The organism is Streptomyces sp. NPDC058145 (assembly GCF_042884245.1).
Lineage (GTDB): Bacteria > Actinomycetota > Actinomycetes > Streptomycetales > Streptomycetaceae > Streptomyces.
Map to the genome: position 1 here is coordinate 1 of NZ_JBHVUH010000007.1, position 18,004 is coordinate 18,004.

Consider the following 18,004-nt stretch of genomic DNA (forward strand, 5'->3'; position numbering starts at 1 on the left):
GCCGAGCAGCAGCGCGCCAACCGCTCCTCCAGCGACCGGGTGGACCTCGGCAACGACTCCTCCGCCTCCGGCCGGGCCGCCGCGGCCTTCTCCGCAGCGCAGAGCAAGATAGGCACGCCCTACGTCTACGGCGCGACCGGCCCCTCCTCCTACGACTGCTCGGGCCTGACCTCCTGGGCCTACGCCCAGGCCGGCGTCTCCATACCCCGCACCTCCGAGGCCCAGTCCGGCATCGGCACCCGCCTCACCCGCGGCCAGCTCCAGGTCGGCGACCTGGTCTTCTTCTTCAACGACCTGCACCACGTCGGCCTCTACGCCGGCAACGGCCAGGTGCTGCACGCCCCTCGCACCGGCACGGTCGTACGGTACGAGTCGATGGACACCATCGGCGGACCGTTCATGTTCGGCGTCCGGGTCTGACCCCCTCACCCGATGACCGGCGGCGTCCATGTGGCCGGCCGGCCGCTCAGTGGTGCGGTACGACGGCCACGGGGCAGCCGACATGGCGTATCGCGGCGAGGGTGACGGGGCCCGTACGCACGATCGCCGGCCGGCCGGTGAGGTGGCGGCCCACGACGAGCAGGCTCGCGCCGAACGCGGCCCGCACCAGCGCGGTGCCCGGCTTCTCCCGTACGACCGTCCGCAGGACCTCGACGATCCACTTCCCGGATCGGGGACCCTTCGGTCCCGAGTCCAGCGTTGTCCGCGGGGGGTCTGTCGTGGCAGGGGCCGCCGGTCCCTCGGGCGGGCCGCCGGTCCCTCGGGCGGGCCGATGGGCCCTGGTGGCCGGTCGCCGGGGCGGTCCCGCTGGGGAGCCGTCCCGGCGTGGGAGTCAGCGCAGCCAGGCGTGATCGCGGACGACGGGGAGCCGGGCCCACAGCCGGCCCAGACCCCAGGTGGTGCCCGCGCCGGCGGCCGCCACGGCGATCAGTGCCACGGCGTAGATCACGTGGTAGTCGGCGAACGGGTTGGTCGACATGCTCGGCGACCCGTCCGACAGTTGCTTGGCCGGCGGCCACTCGGCCAGCCACATCAGCGCCATCATCGCCGTCCCCGCCAGCGCGGCCGGCCGCAGCGCCACTCCCGCGACGACGGCCGCCCCGATGCCCAGCAGACCGACCATGAACAGCCAGTCCGCCCAGCCGGCCCCGGCCCACGCGTGGAACGTCGACTCCATCGGCCCGGCGGCCACGGAACTCAGGAACCCCTTCGTCGGGGACCCGCCGTCGATCCAGCCCTTCCCGGAGGCGGTGGCGTAACCGAGCCCGAAGACCTTGTCCAGGAACGCCCACAGGAACACGAACCCGGTCAGCAGCCGCAGCGACGCCAGGGCGAACTCCCGCGCGGTGTGCGGGACGGCGCGTGCCGACACGCCGGATCCGGCGGCGAGGGAGCGGGCCCAGTGCCGGCGGAGGGCCGACAGGTGGAAGCCCGGGCTCCGGTGAGAGTGCTCGTGCACGGCCATGGTGGTGGTCCCTTCGGGAATGTCCGGCTCGTCGTTTCCTGACGACACTCACTCTGGCCGGGTGCGTGGCGCCGCGCCGGATGCCGAAGGTCTCCCTCCGCGGGCCGAACGTCCCTCTCCTGGGGGGACGTTGTACGGTCAGCGCCCCTCCCGCCCCCGCCTGTCCTGGATCTGGGTGGCGATCACGGCGGCCTGGACGCGACGCTCCACGCCGAGTTTGGCGAGCAGCCGGGAGATGTGGTTCTTCACCGTCTTCTCGGCGAGGTACAGCCGCTGGCCGATCTGACGGTTCGTCAACCCCTCGCCGATCAGGGCCAGGATCTCCCGTTCGCGGTCGGTCAGACCGGGCAGCTCGTCCGGCTCCTCCTCCGGCTCCTGACCGCCGCGCAGCCGGGCCATCAGCCTGGCGGTGGCGCTCGGGTCGAGCAGGGACTGACCACGGGCCACGGTGCGTACGGCGGACACCAGGTCCGAGCCCTGGATCTGCTTGAGGACGTAACCGGAGGCACCCGCCATGATGGCGTCCAGCAGGGCCTCCTCGTCGTCGAAGGACGTCAGCATGAGGCAGGCCAGCTCGGGCATGCGCGAGCGCAACTCCCGGCACACGCTCACACCGTCACCGTCGGGCAGCCGGACATCCAGCACCGCGACCTGCGGACGCAGCGCGGGGACGCGTACCAGGGCCTGCTCCGCCGTGCCGGCCTCGCCGACGACCTCGATGTCCGGCTCGTCGGTCAGCAGGTCGCGCACGCCACGCCGTACCACCTCGTGGTCGTCCATCAGGAAGACCCGGATCGGGTCGCCGGGGCCGGGCCGCTCGCTGTCCGCCATCGATCGCCTCCTGTTGTTCCGGGGTACCTCGTCGTCGCGGGCCGGGACCGGCAGGGTCCCGGCCCTCCCCCAGTCTCCCGCACCCGGCCCGGACACGGCAGCCACCCGGTGACCCGGCGGCCCGGGGCGGCGGGACCTTCGGCCCGCCCGGGGGACTCGACGGCCCCGGGCCCGGGACGGCCCGCGCGGAACTCCGTTGCCGCCACCGGCGGTCGATAAGGGGCCGAGCACTTGACTGCACAAGGGCACACGCCGCGCGGACGGGGGCCGAACGGCCCTGGCGTGAGAGGTTCCCGCACGATTCCAATGAGGTGATGGCATCCGTCCGCGGCGTGCGCTCAGGCGTCCCGCCGCGAACGGCCGCCCGTTCACCTCCCGGCCCTCGACCAGAGACACACGGCAGTGACCAACGAGACCGCACGGAAGCCCGCCACGACCACCGGCAAGGTCCCCTCCCTTTCTCCCGGGCCGCGCCGGAGCATCGAGCTGGACCGCGACGAGGCCCTGCGGCTGCTGGCCAGCGTCCCCTTCGGCCGGATCGTCTTCACCCGGCACGCGCTGCCGACGGTGCGCCCGGTGAACCACGTCCTGGACGGCGGCGACATCGTCATCCGCACCCACGACGGCGCGGCCCTGACCGCGCGCGCCCAGGAGGCCGACGGCGCCGGTGTCGTCGTCGCCTACGAGGCCGACGTCATCGACCCGGACACCCACCTCGGCTGGAGCGTGGTGGCCACCGGTTACGCCCGGCTGGTGACCGATCCCGCCGAACTGGCCCGCTACCAGGCGCTGCTGGTGCCCTGGATGGGGCACACCATGGACCACGCCGTGCGCATCGGCCCCGATCTGGTCACCGGTATCCGGCTCACGGCCGACTACCCTCTCACCGCCGGTGACGGCGGCACGTCCGGTGCCGGCCACGCCGGAGACGCGGACGGCGTCTGAGGACGTCTGAGGGCGCCCCGGCCGTCCGCCGGACACGTGGGAAGGGCCCGCGACCGAAGCCGGCGGGCCCTTCCCACATGGGCTCAGCCGTGCGGGACCACCGCCACCGGTGCCGAGCCCTGCTGCAGCAGCGCCTGGGTGACCGGCCCGACGGCGGCGCCGAGGGGCGTCCGGCGTCCGGCGTGGCCGACCACGACCAGGGCCGCGTCACCGGAGGCCTCGGCGAGATGGGTCCCGGCCGTGCCGATCACGGCCTGCTCGGCGACCTCGACCCCGGGGAACTTCTCCTGCCAGGGCCGCAGTACGTCCGGCAGGATGTGCCCGCCCGTCACCGCGGTCATCTCGGCCCCCGGCACGGCGCCGGCGTCACAGCCCCGGTCGTCGGCGTCCGGTTCCCGCCGGCCGTGGACCACCCGCAGCCCCGCAGCGCGGCGGTTGGCGGCGTCGAACGCGAACTCAAGCACCACGTCGTGCGGGTCCGTCAGCTCCAGGCCCACGACGACGTCGGGGGTCGCGGTCGCGCCGGGAGCGCCGGGCCGGTCATGGTCCGGCCGGTCATGGTCCGGCCGGTGTCCGCCCGGGACGAGGACGACGGGCCGCCGGCTCCGTGCCACGACGGCGAGCGCTACGGACCCGCCCAGCAGGCCGCCGACGCCGCCCGCACCGGGTGAGCCGAGTACGACCAGCTCGGCGTCCTCGGCCGCCGTGAGCAGCGCGGAGACCGGCTCGGCGGCGACACGGTCGCTGTCGACGGACAGGTCCGGGTGGCGGCGCGCGATCCGCGCCACGGCCTCGGTCAGCGCGCTGTCCTCCTCCGCGGACTGCCGGGCGGCATGGACGACACGCAGCGGGACGTCCCGGCGCCCAGCCTCCTGGGCGGCCCAGTCGGCCGCGGCCAGGGAGCCGGGGGAACCGTCCACGCCGGCGGTGATGGTGCGGGGCATGCTCGACCTCCTTCTCGGATGCGAACTCGAGTCTTGCGGTGCGGCGCTCGAGGCCGGAGGGGGCCACTGGTCCCGCCGTGCGGGCCGGGCGGCCCCGGCGCCGGACGTGCAGGTACCCCGGCGGCCCCGCCTGCAACGCGGGCCGCCGGGGCGGATGTACGAGCGGGTCACAGCGCCCGGAGGCCTGCTCCCGGAACCGCCGCCGCACCCGTTCCGTCAGCTGCGGGGTGCCCGCGCGGCGCCCGTCGCGGTGCCATCAGGCCCTCGCCGCGGGGACGTTCGGTCCCCGCTCCGCCGCCGACGCGCGATGCCGCGCGGGCGGGTCAGCGCTTCTGGGCGGTCCCGGCGCGGGCCGGCAGGGGCACCGTCCACGCCAGCAGCGTCCCGGCCGGGTCGCGGCCGGTGACGTCGAAGGTGCCGCCGAGTTCCTCGGCGCGGCCGCGCAGGTTCGCGCGGCCGCTGCGGCGGGTGACGGCCGGGGCGATGCCGCGGCCGTTGTCGGCGACGGTCAGCCGCAGCGCCCGTTCGGAGACCTCGGCGGTCACTTCCACCGTGGTGGCCCCGGCGTGCCGGGCCGTGTTGTACAGGGCTTCGCGCAGCACGGCGAGGGCGTGGCCGGCGTGCGTGTCGGGCACTTCGGTGTCCAGCAGACCGGTCATGCGCAGCGGGGCAACCGGGCCGGAGCGCTCCGCCGCCACCGCTCCTCCATGCCGGTGCCCCCGTCCACTCCTCCGACCATGGGAGACAGGATGACCCAACGGCCAGGTCGCAGAACAGCGCGGCCTGCTACGTGGGACCGCTGGACGGGACGGCGCGACCCGGTGACAGATCATTGCTAATTTCCATGCCATACCAGTAGATTTCGGGCAATCGTTTCGAGATGTCACCGGCAGACGGGGCCCAGGGATGAGCACGGACGACCGCGTCGCGGTGACGACCGGGATCGCACGGCTGCACGCGTCGCCCGGGCTCGCCGGGCCCGGTCGGCTCGGGCTGGTGACCAACCACACCGGTGTGCTGCCCGATCTGCGTCCAGCCGCGCCCGCGCTGCTGGAGTCGGGCGCGCGGCTGGCCGCCCTGTTCGGTCCCGAGCACGGGCTGCACGGGACCGGCCAGGCCGGCGAGAGCGAGGCCGCGGGCAAGGACGCCGACACCGGACTGCCGGTCCACGACACCTACCGGTGCGAGGGCGAACGCCTCGACGAACTGCTGCGCGACAGCCGCGTGGACGCCCTGGTGTACGACCTGCAGGACATCGGGGCCAGGTTCTACACCTATGTCTGGACCATGTTCGACCTGATGGTCTCGGCGGCCCGTACGGGCGTGCGGTTCGTGGTCGCCGACCGGCCCAACCCCCTCGGCGGAACCGTCAGCGAGGGTCCGCTGCTCGACCCGGCGTGGGCCGGCTTCGTCGGGCGCGCGGCGGTACCCGTCCGGCACGGCCTGACCTGCGGTGAACTGGCCCGCTTCCTCAACGTCTCGGCCGTGCCACGGGCGGCGGGCCGAGCGGCCCACCTGACGGTGATCGAGGCGGCCGGCTGGCGGCGCGCCATGAGGGCGGAGGACACCGGGCTCCCGTGGATCGCGCCGTCGCCGAACATCCCGACCCCCCGGACCGCCGCCTGCTATCCCGGCACCTGTCTGTTCGAGGGCACGAACCTCTCGGAGGGCCGGGGCACCACGCAGCCGTTCGAGATCGTCGGGGCCCCGTACATCGACGCGCGGTTCGCGCCCGCGCTCGCCGAACTCGCCCTGCCGGGCGTGCGCTTCCGTGATCTGCGGTTCGTGCCCGCCTTCAACAAGCACGCCGGACGGACACTGCGCGGAGTGCAGCTTCACCTCACCGACCCCGTGGCGTTCGCTCCGGTGCGCACCGGCGTCGCGATGCTCGCCACGCTGCGCCGGCTGTACCCGGACGACTTCGCCTGGCGTGACCCGGACGGCGGTCCGCCGGGGACCGGCCGCCGCCCCTTCATCGACCTGCTGTGGGGGTCCGACCGGCTGCGGCGCGCCGTCGACGCGGGCGAGGACCCGCTGCCGCTGTGCGATCCGCCGACGGAGCCGGGCCGGTGGGCCGGCGACGACGTGCTGCTCTACTCCTGACACCGGGAAGGACGCCCCCGCGATGACCGATCTCACGACGACCTCACGGACCGCGATCCGGGGCTTCCGCGCCGGTGACGGACCACCGCTGGTGGAGACGTGGCGCCGGAGCGCGCCCGCCGACGCCATCACCGCGGACCGCTTCCGCTCCCTGGTACTGCTCGACCCCAACTTCGATCCGGAGGGGCTCCGGGTCGCCGTCGACGGCGGCCGTGTCGTGGGCGCCGCCTACGCGGTGCGCCGGCTGACGCCGCTGGCCGGCACCGATCTGGAGCCGGAGCAGGGCTGGATCCCTTTCTTCTTCATCGACCCGGCCGCCCATGGGCGCGGCCTGGGCCGCCGGCTGCTGACCGACGCCCTGGACTGGCTGCACGGCCACGGCCGCACCCGGGTGGACTTCTCCTCGTACACCCCCGACTACGTCCTCCCCGGCCTGGACGCCGAGGCCTATCCACGGGCCGCCGCGCTGCTCGAATCCCTGGGGTTCCGCACGCTGTACGAGGCGACGGCGATGCACCGCGGCCTGGTCGGCTACCGCCTCCCCGACGACGTCGCGCGCCGGCTGGGCGAACTGACCGCCCGCGGCCACCGGTTCACCACTCCGTCCGACGACGACCTGGTGGACCTCCTCGCGCTCGCCGGCGGCCACTTCGGCCCGGACTGGGCGTGCACGATCCGGGCGTGTCTGACCGCGGGCACGCCGCTCGACCGGATCGTCGTCGCCCGGGACCCCGCCGGGCGCATGTCCGGCTGGGCGATGCACGGGGCGTTCGACGCGGTGGACGAGCGCTTCGGCCCGATCGGTGTCCGGGAGGAGATGCGCGGCACCGGACTCGGCGAGGTGCTGCTGCACCTGGTCCTGGAGCGGATGCGGGCGCGCCGCGCGCACTCCGCGTGGTTCCTGTGGACCGGCGCCAGGTCCCCGGCGGGCCATCTGTACCGCAAGGCCGGCTTCAGCGGCACCCGCGTGTTCCGGGTGCTGCGCCGGGAGGCCGCCCGATGAGACCGGCCCGCCGCCCCGGGGCAGCGGGCGGGCTGAGCCGCCGCCACTTCGCCCTCGCGCTCCCCTCGGCGCTGCTCGCCTCCGGGTGCGCCGCCCCGCACCGGGGCACCGGCCGGCCCGGGGACCCGATCGAGCTCACCCTGCTCTCCCACTACGCGAGCGGGGAGCTGAAGCAGGCCCTGCAGGGCCCGGTCGACGAGTGGAACGCCACGCACGACCGGGTCAAGGTGCGCACCAAGGCGGTGGAGTTCACGGACCTGCTGACCACGTTCATGGTCCGGCAGGCCGCGGGCCAGGGCGCCGACATCCTCCACCCGTACTGCCTGTGGAACGGCCAGCTCGTCCGGGCCGGCGTCCTGCGGCCCGCACCGCCCGAACACGCCGAGGAGATCGGACGCGGCTACGGCGAGGCGGCGGTCCGCGCGGCGTCGGTGGGCGGCGAGGTCTACGGCTATCCCACCGAGGTGCAGACCTACGCGCTCTACTACAACAAGCGGCTGCTGCGCGCGGCCGGCCTCGGCGGACCGCCGGGCACCTGGCGGGAGCTGGAGGAGGCGGCCCGCCGCACCGCCCGGCGGGACCGGTACGGGAACACGCTGGTGCAGGGGTTCGGCCTGTCGACCTACGACGACTCCACCACCGTCGGCCAGACCCTCGCCCTGCTCAACTCCGCCGGCGGCAGGTTCGTCTCCGCGGACGGCCGGAGCACCGCCATCGACTCGGCGGCCGGCCGGGCCGTGTTCGGCCTGGAGCAGCGGCTCGTCGTCACGGGCGCCAGCGCGCCCGGAGTCAACGTCTACAAGGCGTTCCCGTCCGGGCAGGTGGCCATGGTGATCAGCGCCGGCTGGTGGACCGGGAGCCTGAAGGAGCTGATGGGCGCCGGCTACCGGGACGTCGGCGTCGCGCCCGTGCCGGTGCCCGAGGCGGACGGCAGGCGCGCCACTCTCTCCACCGGCTTCATGCTGGGCGTCAACGCGGCCAGCGAACACCCGCGCGAGGCCTGGGAGTTCCTGCGCTGGCTCAACACCGAGAAGGTGGGCGTGCGGGGCGCCGGGAGGGGTGCGGCGGCGACTCGGATGAGCGCCCTGCAGGTGTCGGTCGGCTCCCTGACCGGCCGCGCCGACGACATGCGGACCCTGCTGAGCGGGGGCGGCGATCCGAATCTGCGCCCGTTCCTGGAGGCGCTGGCATACGCGGTGCCCGAGCCGAACGTGCCGGGCGCGCAGCAGGCCAAGTCGCTGCTGCGCAAGAACATCGAGGCGCTGTGGACCGGTCAGCGGTCGGTCGACGAGGCGCTGCGCACCACCCGCCGGCAGGTCGACCAGGAGGTGTCGCGCTCATGGTGAACACGCTGGCGCCGGAGACGGCCGGGCAGGCGGATCGGGACACCCGGCACGCCGGACCCACCGCTGCCGGACACCGCGGGCGGGCCCGGCGCCGCCAGACCGCCGTCGCCTATCTCTTCCTGGCGCCGACGCTGCTGTTCTTCGCGGTCTTCCTGTTCCTGCCGCTCGGTTTCGCGCTGCTGCTGTCGATGTCCCGCTGGACCGGGTTCGACCTCGGCGACATCGAACCGGTCGGTGTGGACAACTTCGCCGGCCTCTTCGCGGACGGATCGACGTTCCTGACGCCGGTCCTCACCAACACGCTGCTGTACGCGCTGGGCACCGTGGCGCTCGCGCTCACCGGTTCCGTGCTCGTCGCCACCTGCATCGACAAGCTGCGGTTCCAGGGGCTGTGGCGCACCCTGTACTTCCTGCCGATCGTCACGACCGTCGTCGCCGTCGGCAACGTGTGGAAGTACATGTACGAGCCGGGCGGGCTGGTCAACGGTGTACTCAACGCCCTCGGGATCGGCTCGGTGGCGTTCCTGCAGGACCCCGGCACCGCGCTGCCCTCGGTCGTGGTCGTCCAGGCCTGGGCCTCGGTCGGCACCGCGATCCTCGTCCTGACCGCCGGTCTGAAGTCCATCCCCGGGTCGTACCACGAGGCCGCCGCGCTCGACGGCGCCGGGCCCGTCACCGTCTTCCTCCGGATCACCCTGCCGCTGCTGCGGCCGTCCCTGCTGTTCGTCTGCGTGACCCAGTTCCTGACCGGTCTGCAGTCGTTCGCGCTGATCATCGTGATGACGAAGGGCGGCCCGGGCGACGCGACCGCCGTCGCCGCGCTGGAGATGTACCGGCAGGCCTTCAGCTACGGCGACTGGGGCATCGCGAGCGCCGCCGCCTTCGTGCTGTTCCTGGTGGTCCTCGCGGTCACCCTGCTGCAGTTGCTGCTCTTCCGGCGCAAAGGGGAGGACGCGTGATCCGCCGCCGTTTCCCGTGGCTGTCGTATCTGCTGGTGGTGAGCGGCGCCGTGCTCACCATGGTGCCGTTCCTCGACATGGTGATGACGTCCTTCAAGGGACCCGGCGAGTCCGGCACACTGCCGTACCGGTTCCTGCCGAAGGCGTTCGACCTGTCCAACTACCGGGCGGCCGTCGAGCAGCTCGACCTGCCGGTGCTCTTCCGCAACAGCGTCGTCGCCACCGCCGTGATCACCGGATCTGTGCTGGTCACCTCGTCGCTCGCCGGGTACGCGCTCGCCAAACTCCGCTTTCCCGGCCGGGACTTCGTCTTCCGCCTCGTGCTGTCGACGATGATGTTCCCGCCGTTCCTCTTCTTCATCCCGCACTTCCTGATCCTGGTGCACTGGCCGCTGGCGGGCGGCAACGACCTGTTCGGGCGCGGCGGGGCGGGCCTGACCGTCAGCATCGTGGCGCTCACCATGCCGTTCCTCGTCAACGGCTTCGGGATCTTCCTGATGCGCCAGTTCATGGTCTCGATCCCGGACGAGGTGCTGGAGGCCGCACGCATCGACGGGGCCGGCGAGTTCGCGGTGTGGTGGCGGATCGTGGTGCCGCAGACCAAGCCGGTCGTGGTGACGCTCGGGCTGCTGACCTTCGTGGACGCCTGGAACGAGTACATCTGGGCGCTGCTCGTCTCGACCGCCGACCCGGACGTGATGACCCTGCCCGTCGGCATCCAGCTCCTGCAGGACTACGTGGACCCGTCCCGCACGATGCCCATCGTCATGGCCGGCCTGGTGCTGAGCATCCTGCCGGTGCTGATCGTCTTCCTGCTGCTGCAGAAGTACTACATCCGCGGGGTCATGCTCAGCGGCCTCAAGTGACGGGCCTCCCGACAGGACGTCCGCCGGGAGTGGGCACACACTGGATCCGTGCGGAGGCGGGCCGCCGAGGGAAGAGCCGCGCCCGCGTTCACGAGGGAGGCCGGAATCATGGTCCAGACATCTTGGACGACGCAGGGCGTCTTCACGGGGCCGGGAGGCGTCCGTACCGACGAGGCCGGGATCGTCACCGGCGATCTGACCGTGCACACCACGTGGGACGCCAGGCAGGCCGTCGTACAGGTCCAGTACACCGGCACCTCCCTGTGGTACACGCTGACCGGTAGTCCGGTGCCCTGCTCCTCGCAGCCCGAGAGCCGGGACCTGCACCAGGCGGTGGTCGAGGCCGTCCGGGCGGGCGGCGGCGCCACGGTCCCGCGCTACGACCGGCAGTGGGCACGCCCCTGAGCGGCGACGGGGACCGCGCCGCCCGCGCGGGTGTCCGCCACATTGAGGAGACCTGGCGATGAGTGGTCCGGTGATCGTCGGTGCCGACGGGTCGGCCTCCAGCCTCGCCGCCGTGGACACCGCGGCGCGGGAGGCACGGCTGCCCGGGACCGGGCTGCGGGTGGTGCACGCGTTCCTGTGGCCCGCGATGCACGTACCCCTGGGTCCGTCGCCGTTGGGGCCGTCGGAGGGCGGGGTCCGGAAGATGGTCGACCGCCTGGTGACCGAGGCGGTGGAGCGCGCCCGGGCGGCGGCACCCGAGGTCGTCGTCGACCACGTGGTGGTGACCGGTGAACCGCTGACGGTGCTGGAGGCGCAGTCCCGGAACGCGGAGCTGGTGGTCGTCGGGTCCCGGGGCATGGGCGGGTTCGTCGGCCTGCTGATCGGTTCGACGGCGGTGCACATGGCGGCGCACGGCCACTGCCCGGTGCTCGTGGTGCGCGAGCAGCCGAGCGGCGACGGCCCGGTCGTGCTGGGGGTGGACGGCTCGGCCGCGGGCGCGGCGGCCGTGGACTTCGCCTTCGCCGAGGCGGAGCTGCGGGGCAGCGAGCTGGTGGGTCTGCACGCCTGGACCACCTGGAACGCGCCGCTGCCCGCGCCGGAGGACGCGTCGGCGCCGTACGCGAACCCGCCGGGCGCGCTGGCCGGGGAGGAGGACCGGCTGCTCGCCGAGGCTCTCGCCGGCCGCCAGGAACGGCATCCGGACGTGCCGGTGCGGCATCAGGTGGTGCGCGGCGGCACGCGGGAGGCGCTGATCGAGGCCAGCCGCTCCGCCCGGTTGCTGGTGGTCGGCGCGCGCGGGCGGGGCGGTTTCACGGGCCTGCTGCTGGGCTCGGTCAGCCAGGCCGTGCTGCACCACGCGCACTGTCCGGTGGCGGTGGTGCGGGGAGCGGGGTCGCGTCCCTGACGGTGGTGCGCGGCGCCCCGTCACAACCGCCTGTCACCCGGGCGATGGCGGGAGCGGCCACCTCGGCCGGGCCGGCGGCCGGGTGTCCGGCAGGAGGCCGGATGCCGGATCCGGCAGGAGGCGGGTGTCCGGTGGCGGGACACCCGCCCCCGCACCGGGCCGCGCGCGGGCGGGCGGCGGATCACAGATAGTGGAATATTGAACTATCGCGTTCCGTTGTGGCCGCCGAGGAGGTCATCAGTGGAGACGCGAGTGGAGACCACGTACTACGACCACGGCACCCCGGCCGAGCGCTGGGAGCGCGCGCGGTTGTTCTTCGACGCCGAGGACTACGCCGGCGCGGCGCGGATGCTGACGGGGCTGATCGAGGAGGTGCCGGAGCAGACCGGGCCCCGGCTGCTGCTGGCCCGCGCCTACTACCACTCGGCCCAGCTGCGCCGCGCGGAGGCCGAGCTGCGGATCATCGTGGAGCGGGACCCGGTGGAGCACTACGCCCGGCTGATGCTGGGACGTACGCTCCAGCGGCAGGCCCGGCACGACGAGGCGGCCCCGCATCTGCGGATCGCCGCGGCGCTCGCGGGCGACTTCCCCGAGGAGTGAACGGCGCCGCCCATGGGCCCGGTTCCGTGCGGGAACCGGGCCCTTCGCGCCAGTGCTGTGGCCGGGAAGGTCTGCCGGGAAGCTCGCGGCGTCCGGTGCGGTGCCTCGCAAGGCGGAGCATCACCCGCGTACCGGATATACCCGGGTGATGCGACAACGCGGCGAGGTGCCGTGCAGGGCGTCGCGAGCCGGTGAACCTTTCCGGCCACAGCACTAGCTCACGCCGGGCGCGCTCCGGTACGTGCGCCGTCCACGTCGGTGCGCGATCTCACCGAGGACCACGTCCACGGCGACGAAGGCGGCCAGTGGGATGCCGAGCAGCGGCACGAAGTAGCCGAGGACGGCGATCGCGGCCAGCGCCGGTACGAGGACGTACGGCGACACCTGGCCCCAGGCGCCGCGCGGGACCGGGCGGCCGAAGGCGGAGCCCCGACCCCGCTGCCACCACATGCGGTAGCCCCACCCGATCAGCAGGATCAGGGCGACGGCGAGCAGCGCGAGGGCGAGCTGGTTGGCGAGTCCGAACAGGACGCCGGTGTGCAGGTCGATGCCCCAGCGGGTCAGCTTGGCGAGCACCGGGTAGTCGGCGAAGCGCAGTTCGTCGGTGACCTCGCCGGTGGCGGGGTCGACGGCGACGGAGTCCTGCTTCTCGGGCCAGCCGCGCCGCACCTGCTTGACGACGTACGCGCTGCCGGCGTCGGCGGGCGGGACGATCTCCACCGGGTCGCTCAGGCCCTCGGCCCGGGCCGCCGCGAGCACCCGGTCCAGGCCCACGCCGTGCTCCGCCGTGCCGCCGGCGCCGGTCGCCGCGCCGTGGCCCGCGTGCTCGCCGCCGCTCACGGCCGCCGACAGCGTGGGCGTCGCCTGGCCGAGCGAGGTGCGCAGGTCGCCGATGTGGCCGCCGGCGTAGGTCGACCAGGTCAGGCCGGTCGCCGACAGGAACAGGAACCCGGCGGCGGTCCATGCGCCGACCGTGCCGTGCAGGCCGAGGGTGCGGCGCCGGCCGCCGGTGCCGCGCAGCCTGCGCAGCGCCCGCCGCCGGGAGAACCACAGCACCAGTCCGCCGCCCGCGATCACCCACAGCCAGCTTGCCGCGAGTTCGCTGTAGAGCCGGCCGGTGGCGCCGAGGTGCAGGTCGCGGTGGAGTTCGTCGATCCAGGTGCGCAGCGGCAGGGCGCCGGTCGAGCCGTACTGTTCGAGCGCTCCGCGGATCTCGCCGGTGTACGGGTTCACGAACACGGCGAGGGTGTGGTCGGGATCCACGCCCTTGACGCCGGAGAGCAGCACCCGGGTGGTCGATCCGGCCTCGGGTGCGGGCCGTACCGCCGCGACGGCGCCCTCGGGGTGGGCCTCGCGGGCGGCGGCGACCTGGGCGGAGACGGGCAGTTCCCGCTCGCCGGCCGGCACCGTCAGCTCATGGCGGTACATGATCTCCTCGGCCTGGAAGGAGCCCGCGTAGAGCAGCCCGGTGACGGCGGCGACCAGCAGGAACGGGGCGACGAGCAGTCCGGCGTAGAAGTGCAGACGCAGGACGAGCGGACGCAGCGGGGCCCAGCGGCCAGGGACGGGGGCCGGGTTGCGGGCCTCGTCCCTGGTGGGCGAGGGAGCGGTGGACATCGGCGGGCTTCTTTCGGGGGGCGGGTTCTCCAGCGGTGACGGTCCAGTAGTCGGGCCGGAAGAGCACCGGGTTCCCCGGGTTGTTGGTGACCTGTGCCACACGAAAGACGAATGAGCATGGCATTCTGACGCGATGGCACCTCCCAGTGATCAGGCACCGCTCGCCGAGCGGGTCGAGGAACTCCTCGCCGCCGGCGGCCCCTTGCCCGTCGTCGCGGCCGGCCGCCCGGTCCTCAGGCGCGGCACCGAGCGCTACGACGGCCAGCTCGGCCCCGCCCTGCTGGCCCGCTTCGTCGAGGCGCTGAAGCTGACCATGCACGCGGCGCCCGGCGTGGGCCTGGCCGCCCCGCAGGTCGGGATTCCGCTGCGGATCGCGGTCATCGAGGACCCGGCGCCGGTGCCGGAGGAGGTGGCACGGATCCGGGGCCGGGTGCCGCAGCCGTTCCGCGTTCTGGTCAACCCGTCGTACGAGCCGGTGGGCAGCGCCCGTGCCGCGTTCTTCGAGGGCTGCCTGAGCGTGCCGGGCTGGCAGGCCGTGGTGGCCCGGCACGCCGAGGTGCGGCTGCGCGGCGAGGACGAGCACGGCCGCGCGCTGGACGAGGTGTTCACCGGCTGGCCCGCCCGTATCGTCCAGCACGAGACGGACCACCTCGACGGCGTCCTCTACCTCGACCGTGCGCAGCCGCGCTCGCTGTCCACGAACGAGGCGGTGGCGGCCCTGTGGGCACAGCCGGCACCGCAGGCGGCGGCCGAGGCGCTGGGCTTCGAACTGCCTTGACCTGCGGCTCAGTTGTCCCGGTAGGCCTCCAGCAGCCGCAGCCACACCTCGCTCAGCGTCGGATACGACGGGACGGCGTGCCAGAGCCGGCCGACCGGGACCCGGCCGGCGACCGCGACGGTCGCGGAGTGGATGAGTTCGCCGACGCCGGGGCCGACGAAGGTGACCCCGCGCAGGATCTCCTCCTCCAGGTCGACGACCATGCGGGCGCGGCCCGTGTAGCCGTCGCCGTACAGGCCGGCGCCCGCGACCGAGGAGAGCTCGACGTCGACGGCGCGGACGCGGTGACCGGCCTGTTCGGCCTCGGCCAGGGAGAGCCCGACGGCGGCTGCCTCCGGGTCGGTGAAGACGACCTGGGGTACGGCGTGGTGGTCGGCGGTGGCCGCGTGCGCGCCCCAGGGCTCGTCCGGCGGTTCCGCGCCCGCGGCACGCGCGGCGATCGCGGCGCCCGCGATCCGGGCCTGGTACTTGCCCTGGTGGGTGAGGAGGGCACGGTGGTTGACGTCGCCGACCCCGTACAGCCAGTCGGTGCCGGTGACCCGGAGGCTGTCGTCGACGTCGAGCCAGGAGCCGGGTTCCAGGCCGACGGTGTCCAGGCCGATGTCCTCGGTCCGCGGGGCGCGCCCGGTGGCGAACAGGATCTCGTCGGCCTCGACGCGGTCTCCGGTTCCGGTGACGGCCACGACGGTGCCGTTCTCGCGGGAGACGGACTCGACGGAGGTACCGGTGCGGATGTCCACGCCCGCCTCGGTGAGCGCGTCGGCGACCAGTTCCCCGGCGAACGGCTCCATCCGGCTCAGCAGGCCCTTGCCGCGCACCAGCAGGGTGACCCGGGAACCGAGGGCCTGCCAGGCGGTGGCCATCTCGGTGGCGACGACTCCGCCGCCGACGACGATCAGCCGGCCGGGAGCAGCCTTGGCGCTGGTGGCCTCGCGGCTGGTCCACGGCTTGACCCCGTCCAGGCCCGGGAGGTGGGGCAGCCGGGCGCTGGTGCCGGTGCAGACGGCGACGGCGTGCCGGGCGGTGAGCGTGGTGACCGTGCCGTCGGGGCCGGTCACGGTGACCGTGCGGGGGCCGGCCAGCCGGCCCTGGCCGCGGTACAGGTCGGCGCCGGTGCCCTCGAGCCAGCGGATCTGGCCGTCGTCCTGCCAGTGCGAGGTGTATTCGTCCCGCCGGGCGAGGACGGCCGGCGTGTCGAGGGGGCCCTGGACCGCCTGCTCCAGTCCGGGCAGGCGGCGCGCGTCCGCCTGGGCGATCACCGGCCTGAGCAGCGCCTTGCTGGGCATGCAGGCCCAGTACGAACACTCGCCGCCGACCAGCTCGCTCTCCACGACCGCGGTGGTGAGGCCGGCCGCACGGGTGCGGTCGGCGACGTTCTCCCCCACGGGCCCGGCCCCGAGCACCACGACGTCGTACGCGATGGATTCCGTTTCCGTCATGGGGTCAGTCTGGTCGGTGGTTGGCACGGAGGCCACACGGGTAGGCGCGCGGGACACGCCCGTGTCCACCCGGCACACTCGCGGAATAGGCGGCCGGACCGCCGTGTTTCCGCCGTCGGCACACCCCACACCAGGAAGAGGGAACCAGGCCATGAGCAGCACTGTGGAGCTGACCAAGGAGAACTTCGACCAGACCGTCACCGAGAACGAGTTCGTCCTCATCGACTTCTGGGCGTCCTGGTGCGGGCCGTGCCGTCAGTTCGCCCCGGTGTACGAGAAGGCCGCCGGCGAGAACCCGGACCTGGTCTTCGGCAAGGTCGACACCGAGGCCCAGCCCGAGCTGGCGCAGGCGTTCGGCATCCAGTCGATCCCGACCCTGATGATCGTCCGGGACCAGGTCGCGATCTTCGCCCAGCCGGGCGCCCTGCCGGAGGCCGCGCTGACGGACGTCATCGGGCAGGCCCGGAAGCTGGACATGGACGAGGTCCGCAAGGGCATCGCGGCCCAGGAGCAGCAGGGCGAGTAGTCCCCGGCGGCCGGTCCCGGTACGGCCCGTGGCGCGTGTCGCGCCGCGGGCCGTACGCGTCCGCACGGGAGGGAGGCCGGGCCGGCGGCGCGGTCAGCCGGACTCGCGGGGGACGAGGGAGGCGCCCAGCACCCTGCGCACCTCGGGCTCGCCGCCGGGTTCGCGGACCGCGCGGTCGACGAGTTCCGCCAGGTCCCGGCCGGAGGGCAGCTCGACATGGACGGTGCTGAGCCGCGGGCGCAGCAGCCGGCCGAGCATCAGGTCGTCGGCGCCGACCACGGCCGCGTCCTCGGGGATGCGGACGCCCTCGTCCTGGAGGGCGCGCATCAGCAGCATCGCGTACTCGTCGTTGTAGGCGAACACCGCGTCGAGGCCCGACTCGCGCCAGCGGGCGGCCAGTTGGGCGGCGGCCTGCTCCGTGTACGCGAGCGGCAGCGCGGTCACGGTCGCGTCCGTGCCGCGCAGTGCCTGCCGGACGCCGGCGAGCCGGGGCCGGGAGAACGCCTCCAGGCCGGTTTCCTCGGGGACGATCACGCCGATCCGGCGGCGCCCGCGGGCGTGCAGATGGGCGCCGGCGCAGTGGCCGACGGCCTCGTGGTCCATGAGCAGGGCGTGGGCGCCCTCGACCCGCTCGGGACCGAGGGTCACCACGGCCCGGGCACCGGAGCGCCTGAGCACGGCGACACCCCGCGGGCCGAGCCCCGCGCCGGGCACCAGGACGGCGACGGGACGCAACTCGGCCCAGGCGCGGGCGGCTTCGTCGCCATGGAGGCCGACGCTGCCGTACTGGACGACGGTGTAGTCGAGGCGGCCGAGGGCGGACTGCAGTTCGGTGAGGAAGCGGCTGTAGAGGGGGCCCACCGGGATCGTCGGGGCGGGCATGAGGACCATGCGGCTGTGTCCGGCTCGCAGGCTGCGGGCGGCCGCGTGGGGCACGTAGCCCAGTTCCCGGGCGGCTTCGTGGACGCGGCGGCGCGTCGGTTCGCTGATCCGGACGGCACTGGTGTTGTTGAGGACGTAGGAGACGGTCGCGCGCGAGACGCCCGCCAGCCGGGCCACGTCGGCACTCGTCGGGACCGAGTGCGGCGCGGGCACCGCGGACGGCGGCGTGTTCGGTATCTGCACCATGACAGACCGCATCTTGGCAGAGGGGCCGGATGGGGGGTGCGGGCGGGGGAACGTCGTTCACCGTTCGACCAACGCGCGGCACGACGAGGGCAGGCTCAACGAA

At 74.0% G+C, this 18,004-nt stretch carries 20 protein-coding genes; 12 read left to right on the top strand and 8 right to left on the bottom strand.

Translation table 11 applies throughout. The features are described from left to right. The coding region (locus ACFVVO_RS16855) for a C40 family peptidase (protein ID WP_390055602.1) at positions 1–420 on the top strand (420 nt) is incomplete at its 5' end. Between the two features lie 46 nt (positions 421–466). Here ACFVVO_RS16855 and ACFVVO_RS16860 read toward each other — a convergent pair. The 3 genes from ACFVVO_RS16860 to ACFVVO_RS16870 all read right to left on the bottom strand — a co-directional run bounded on the left by ACFVVO_RS16860 (position 467) and on the right by ACFVVO_RS16870 (position 2,296). Beyond that, a complete protein-coding gene (locus ACFVVO_RS16860; protein ID WP_390056246.1) occupies positions 467–697 on the bottom strand; it encodes a universal stress protein in 231 nt (76 codons plus the stop codon). Positions 698–832: 135 nt separating this feature from the next. Beyond that, positions 833–1,465, bottom strand: coding sequence for a hypothetical protein (locus ACFVVO_RS16865; RefSeq protein ID WP_390055604.1), 633 nt, complete (start codon positions 1,463–1,465; stop codon positions 833–835). Positions 1,466–1,603: 138 nt separating this feature from the next. Next, complete coding sequence (locus ACFVVO_RS16870) at positions 1,604–2,296, bottom strand: response regulator (RefSeq protein ID WP_390055606.1); 693 nt, start codon at positions 2,294–2,296, stop codon at positions 1,604–1,606. Between the two features lie 402 nt (positions 2,297–2,698). Here ACFVVO_RS16870 and ACFVVO_RS16875 point away from each other — a divergent pair, with 402 nt between their 5' ends. Next, complete coding sequence (locus ACFVVO_RS16875; RefSeq protein ID WP_390055607.1) at positions 2,699–3,241, top strand: pyridoxamine 5'-phosphate oxidase family protein; 543 nt, start codon at positions 2,699–2,701, stop codon at positions 3,239–3,241. Positions 3,242–3,324: 83 nt separating this feature from the next. Here the strand turns inward: ACFVVO_RS16875 and ACFVVO_RS16880 are convergent, their stop codons facing one another. Next, entirely contained in the window at positions 3,325–4,185 is an 861-nt protein-coding gene (locus ACFVVO_RS16880; RefSeq protein ID WP_390055609.1) for a universal stress protein, read from the bottom strand. A 323-nt stretch (positions 4,186–4,508) separates the two neighbouring features. Next, complete coding sequence (locus ACFVVO_RS16885) at positions 4,509–4,883, bottom strand: sensor histidine kinase (RefSeq protein ID WP_390055610.1); 375 nt, start codon at positions 4,881–4,883, stop codon at positions 4,509–4,511. 208 nt (positions 4,884–5,091) lie between these two features. On the opposite strand from ACFVVO_RS16885, the gene ACFVVO_RS16890 reads away from it, so the two are divergent. From ACFVVO_RS16890 to ACFVVO_RS16925, 8 genes are all read left to right on the top strand, one after another. Beyond that, positions 5,092–6,288, top strand: a complete 1,197-nt coding sequence (locus ACFVVO_RS16890; RefSeq protein WP_390055612.1) for an exo-beta-N-acetylmuramidase NamZ domain-containing protein — start codon at positions 5,092–5,094, stop codon at positions 6,286–6,288. A 22-nt stretch (positions 6,289–6,310) separates the two neighbouring features. Beyond that, entirely contained in the window at positions 6,311–7,291 is a 981-nt protein-coding gene (locus ACFVVO_RS16895) for a GNAT family N-acetyltransferase (RefSeq protein WP_390055614.1), read from the top strand. Then, the gene (locus ACFVVO_RS16900; RefSeq protein WP_390055616.1) at positions 7,288–8,637 is read left to right on the top strand and encodes an ABC transporter substrate-binding protein; all 1,350 of its coding nucleotides are present in this window, start codon (positions 7,288–7,290) and stop codon (positions 8,635–8,637) included. The genes ACFVVO_RS16895 and ACFVVO_RS16900 overlap by 4 nt, the downstream gene beginning before the upstream one ends. Then, the gene (locus ACFVVO_RS16905; protein WP_390055618.1) at positions 8,631–9,596 is read left to right on the top strand and encodes a carbohydrate ABC transporter permease; all 966 of its coding nucleotides are present in this window, start codon (positions 8,631–8,633) and stop codon (positions 9,594–9,596) included. The genes ACFVVO_RS16900 and ACFVVO_RS16905 overlap by 7 nt, the downstream gene beginning before the upstream one ends. Continuing rightward, positions 9,593–10,462, top strand: coding sequence for a carbohydrate ABC transporter permease (locus ACFVVO_RS16910; protein ID WP_390055620.1), 870 nt, complete (start codon positions 9,593–9,595; stop codon positions 10,460–10,462). The genes ACFVVO_RS16905 and ACFVVO_RS16910 overlap by 4 nt, the downstream gene beginning before the upstream one ends. A 108-nt stretch (positions 10,463–10,570) precedes the next feature. Further along, a complete protein-coding gene (locus tag ACFVVO_RS16915) occupies positions 10,571–10,867 on the top strand; it encodes a hypothetical protein (RefSeq protein WP_143634692.1) in 297 nt (98 codons plus the stop codon). A 58-nt stretch (positions 10,868–10,925) separates the two neighbouring features. Next, on the top strand, positions 10,926–11,813 hold the full coding sequence (locus ACFVVO_RS16920) for a universal stress protein (RefSeq protein ID WP_390055622.1): 888 nt from the start codon (positions 10,926–10,928) through the stop codon (positions 11,811–11,813). Between the two features lie 252 nt (positions 11,814–12,065). Continuing rightward, positions 12,066–12,413, top strand: a complete 348-nt coding sequence (locus ACFVVO_RS16925; protein ID WP_390056248.1) for a tetratricopeptide repeat protein — start codon at positions 12,066–12,068, stop codon at positions 12,411–12,413. Positions 12,414–12,626: 213 nt separating this feature from the next. Here the strand turns inward: ACFVVO_RS16925 and ACFVVO_RS16930 are convergent, their stop codons facing one another. Continuing rightward, complete coding sequence (locus ACFVVO_RS16930; protein ID WP_390055624.1) at positions 12,627–14,030, bottom strand: PepSY-associated TM helix domain-containing protein; 1,404 nt, start codon at positions 14,028–14,030, stop codon at positions 12,627–12,629. Between the two features lie 133 nt (positions 14,031–14,163). On the opposite strand from ACFVVO_RS16930, the gene ACFVVO_RS16935 reads away from it, so the two are divergent. After that, entirely contained in the window at positions 14,164–14,808 is a 645-nt protein-coding gene (locus ACFVVO_RS16935) for a peptide deformylase (protein ID WP_390055626.1), read from the top strand. An 8-nt stretch (positions 14,809–14,816) separates the two neighbouring features. Here ACFVVO_RS16935 and ACFVVO_RS16940 read toward each other — a convergent pair whose 3' ends face one another. Further along, entirely contained in the window at positions 14,817–16,247 is a 1,431-nt protein-coding gene (locus ACFVVO_RS16940; RefSeq protein WP_390055628.1) for a dihydrolipoyl dehydrogenase family protein, read from the bottom strand. A gap of 151 nt (positions 16,248–16,398) precedes the next feature. Here ACFVVO_RS16940 and trxA point away from each other — a divergent pair, with 151 nt between their 5' ends. Then, the gene (trxA, locus tag ACFVVO_RS16945; RefSeq protein ID WP_390055630.1) at positions 16,399–16,773 is read left to right on the top strand and encodes a thioredoxin; all 375 of its coding nucleotides are present in this window, start codon (positions 16,399–16,401) and stop codon (positions 16,771–16,773) included. 93 nt (positions 16,774–16,866) lie between these two features. On the opposite strand, the gene ACFVVO_RS16950 is transcribed toward trxA, so the two are convergent. Continuing rightward, the gene (locus tag ACFVVO_RS16950; RefSeq protein WP_390055631.1) at positions 16,867–17,913 is read right to left on the bottom strand and encodes a LacI family DNA-binding transcriptional regulator; all 1,047 of its coding nucleotides are present in this window, start codon (positions 17,911–17,913) and stop codon (positions 16,867–16,869) included. Positions 17,914–18,004 lie beyond the last annotated feature (91 nt).

Coding starts and splice junctions, on each gene's coding strand:
- ACFVVO_RS16865 (WP_390055604.1), bottom strand. CDS start 1,465: ATGGCCGTGCACGAGCACTCTCACCGGAGCCCGGGCTTCCACCTGTCG.
- ACFVVO_RS16870 (WP_390055606.1), bottom strand. CDS start 2,296: ATGGCGGACAGCGAGCGGCCCGGCCCCGGCGACCCGATCCGGGTCTTC.
- ACFVVO_RS16880 (WP_390055609.1), bottom strand. CDS start 4,185: ATGCCCCGCACCATCACCGCCGGCGTGGACGGTTCCCCCGGCTCCCTG.
- ACFVVO_RS16890 (WP_390055612.1), top strand. CDS start 5,092: ATGAGCACGGACGACCGCGTCGCGGTGACGACCGGGATCGCACGGCTG.
- ACFVVO_RS16895 (WP_390055614.1), top strand. CDS start 6,311: ATGACCGATCTCACGACGACCTCACGGACCGCGATCCGGGGCTTCCGC.
- ACFVVO_RS16900 (WP_390055616.1), top strand. CDS start 7,288: ATGAGACCGGCCCGCCGCCCCGGGGCAGCGGGCGGGCTGAGCCGCCGC.
- ACFVVO_RS16905 (WP_390055618.1), top strand. CDS start 8,631: ATGGTGAACACGCTGGCGCCGGAGACGGCCGGGCAGGCGGATCGGGAC.
- ACFVVO_RS16915 (WP_143634692.1), top strand. CDS start 10,571: ATGGTCCAGACATCTTGGACGACGCAGGGCGTCTTCACGGGGCCGGGA.
- ACFVVO_RS16920 (WP_390055622.1), top strand. CDS start 10,926: ATGAGTGGTCCGGTGATCGTCGGTGCCGACGGGTCGGCCTCCAGCCTC.
- ACFVVO_RS16930 (WP_390055624.1), bottom strand. CDS start 14,030: ATGTCCACCGCTCCCTCGCCCACCAGGGACGAGGCCCGCAACCCGGCC.
- ACFVVO_RS16935 (WP_390055626.1), top strand. CDS start 14,164: ATGGCACCTCCCAGTGATCAGGCACCGCTCGCCGAGCGGGTCGAGGAA.
- ACFVVO_RS16940 (WP_390055628.1), bottom strand. CDS start 16,247: ATGACGGAAACGGAATCCATCGCGTACGACGTCGTGGTGCTCGGGGCC.
- trxA (WP_390055630.1), top strand. CDS start 16,399: ATGAGCAGCACTGTGGAGCTGACCAAGGAGAACTTCGACCAGACCGTC.
- ACFVVO_RS16950 (WP_390055631.1), bottom strand. CDS start 17,913: ATGCGGTCTGTCATGGTGCAGATACCGAACACGCCGCCGTCCGCGGTG.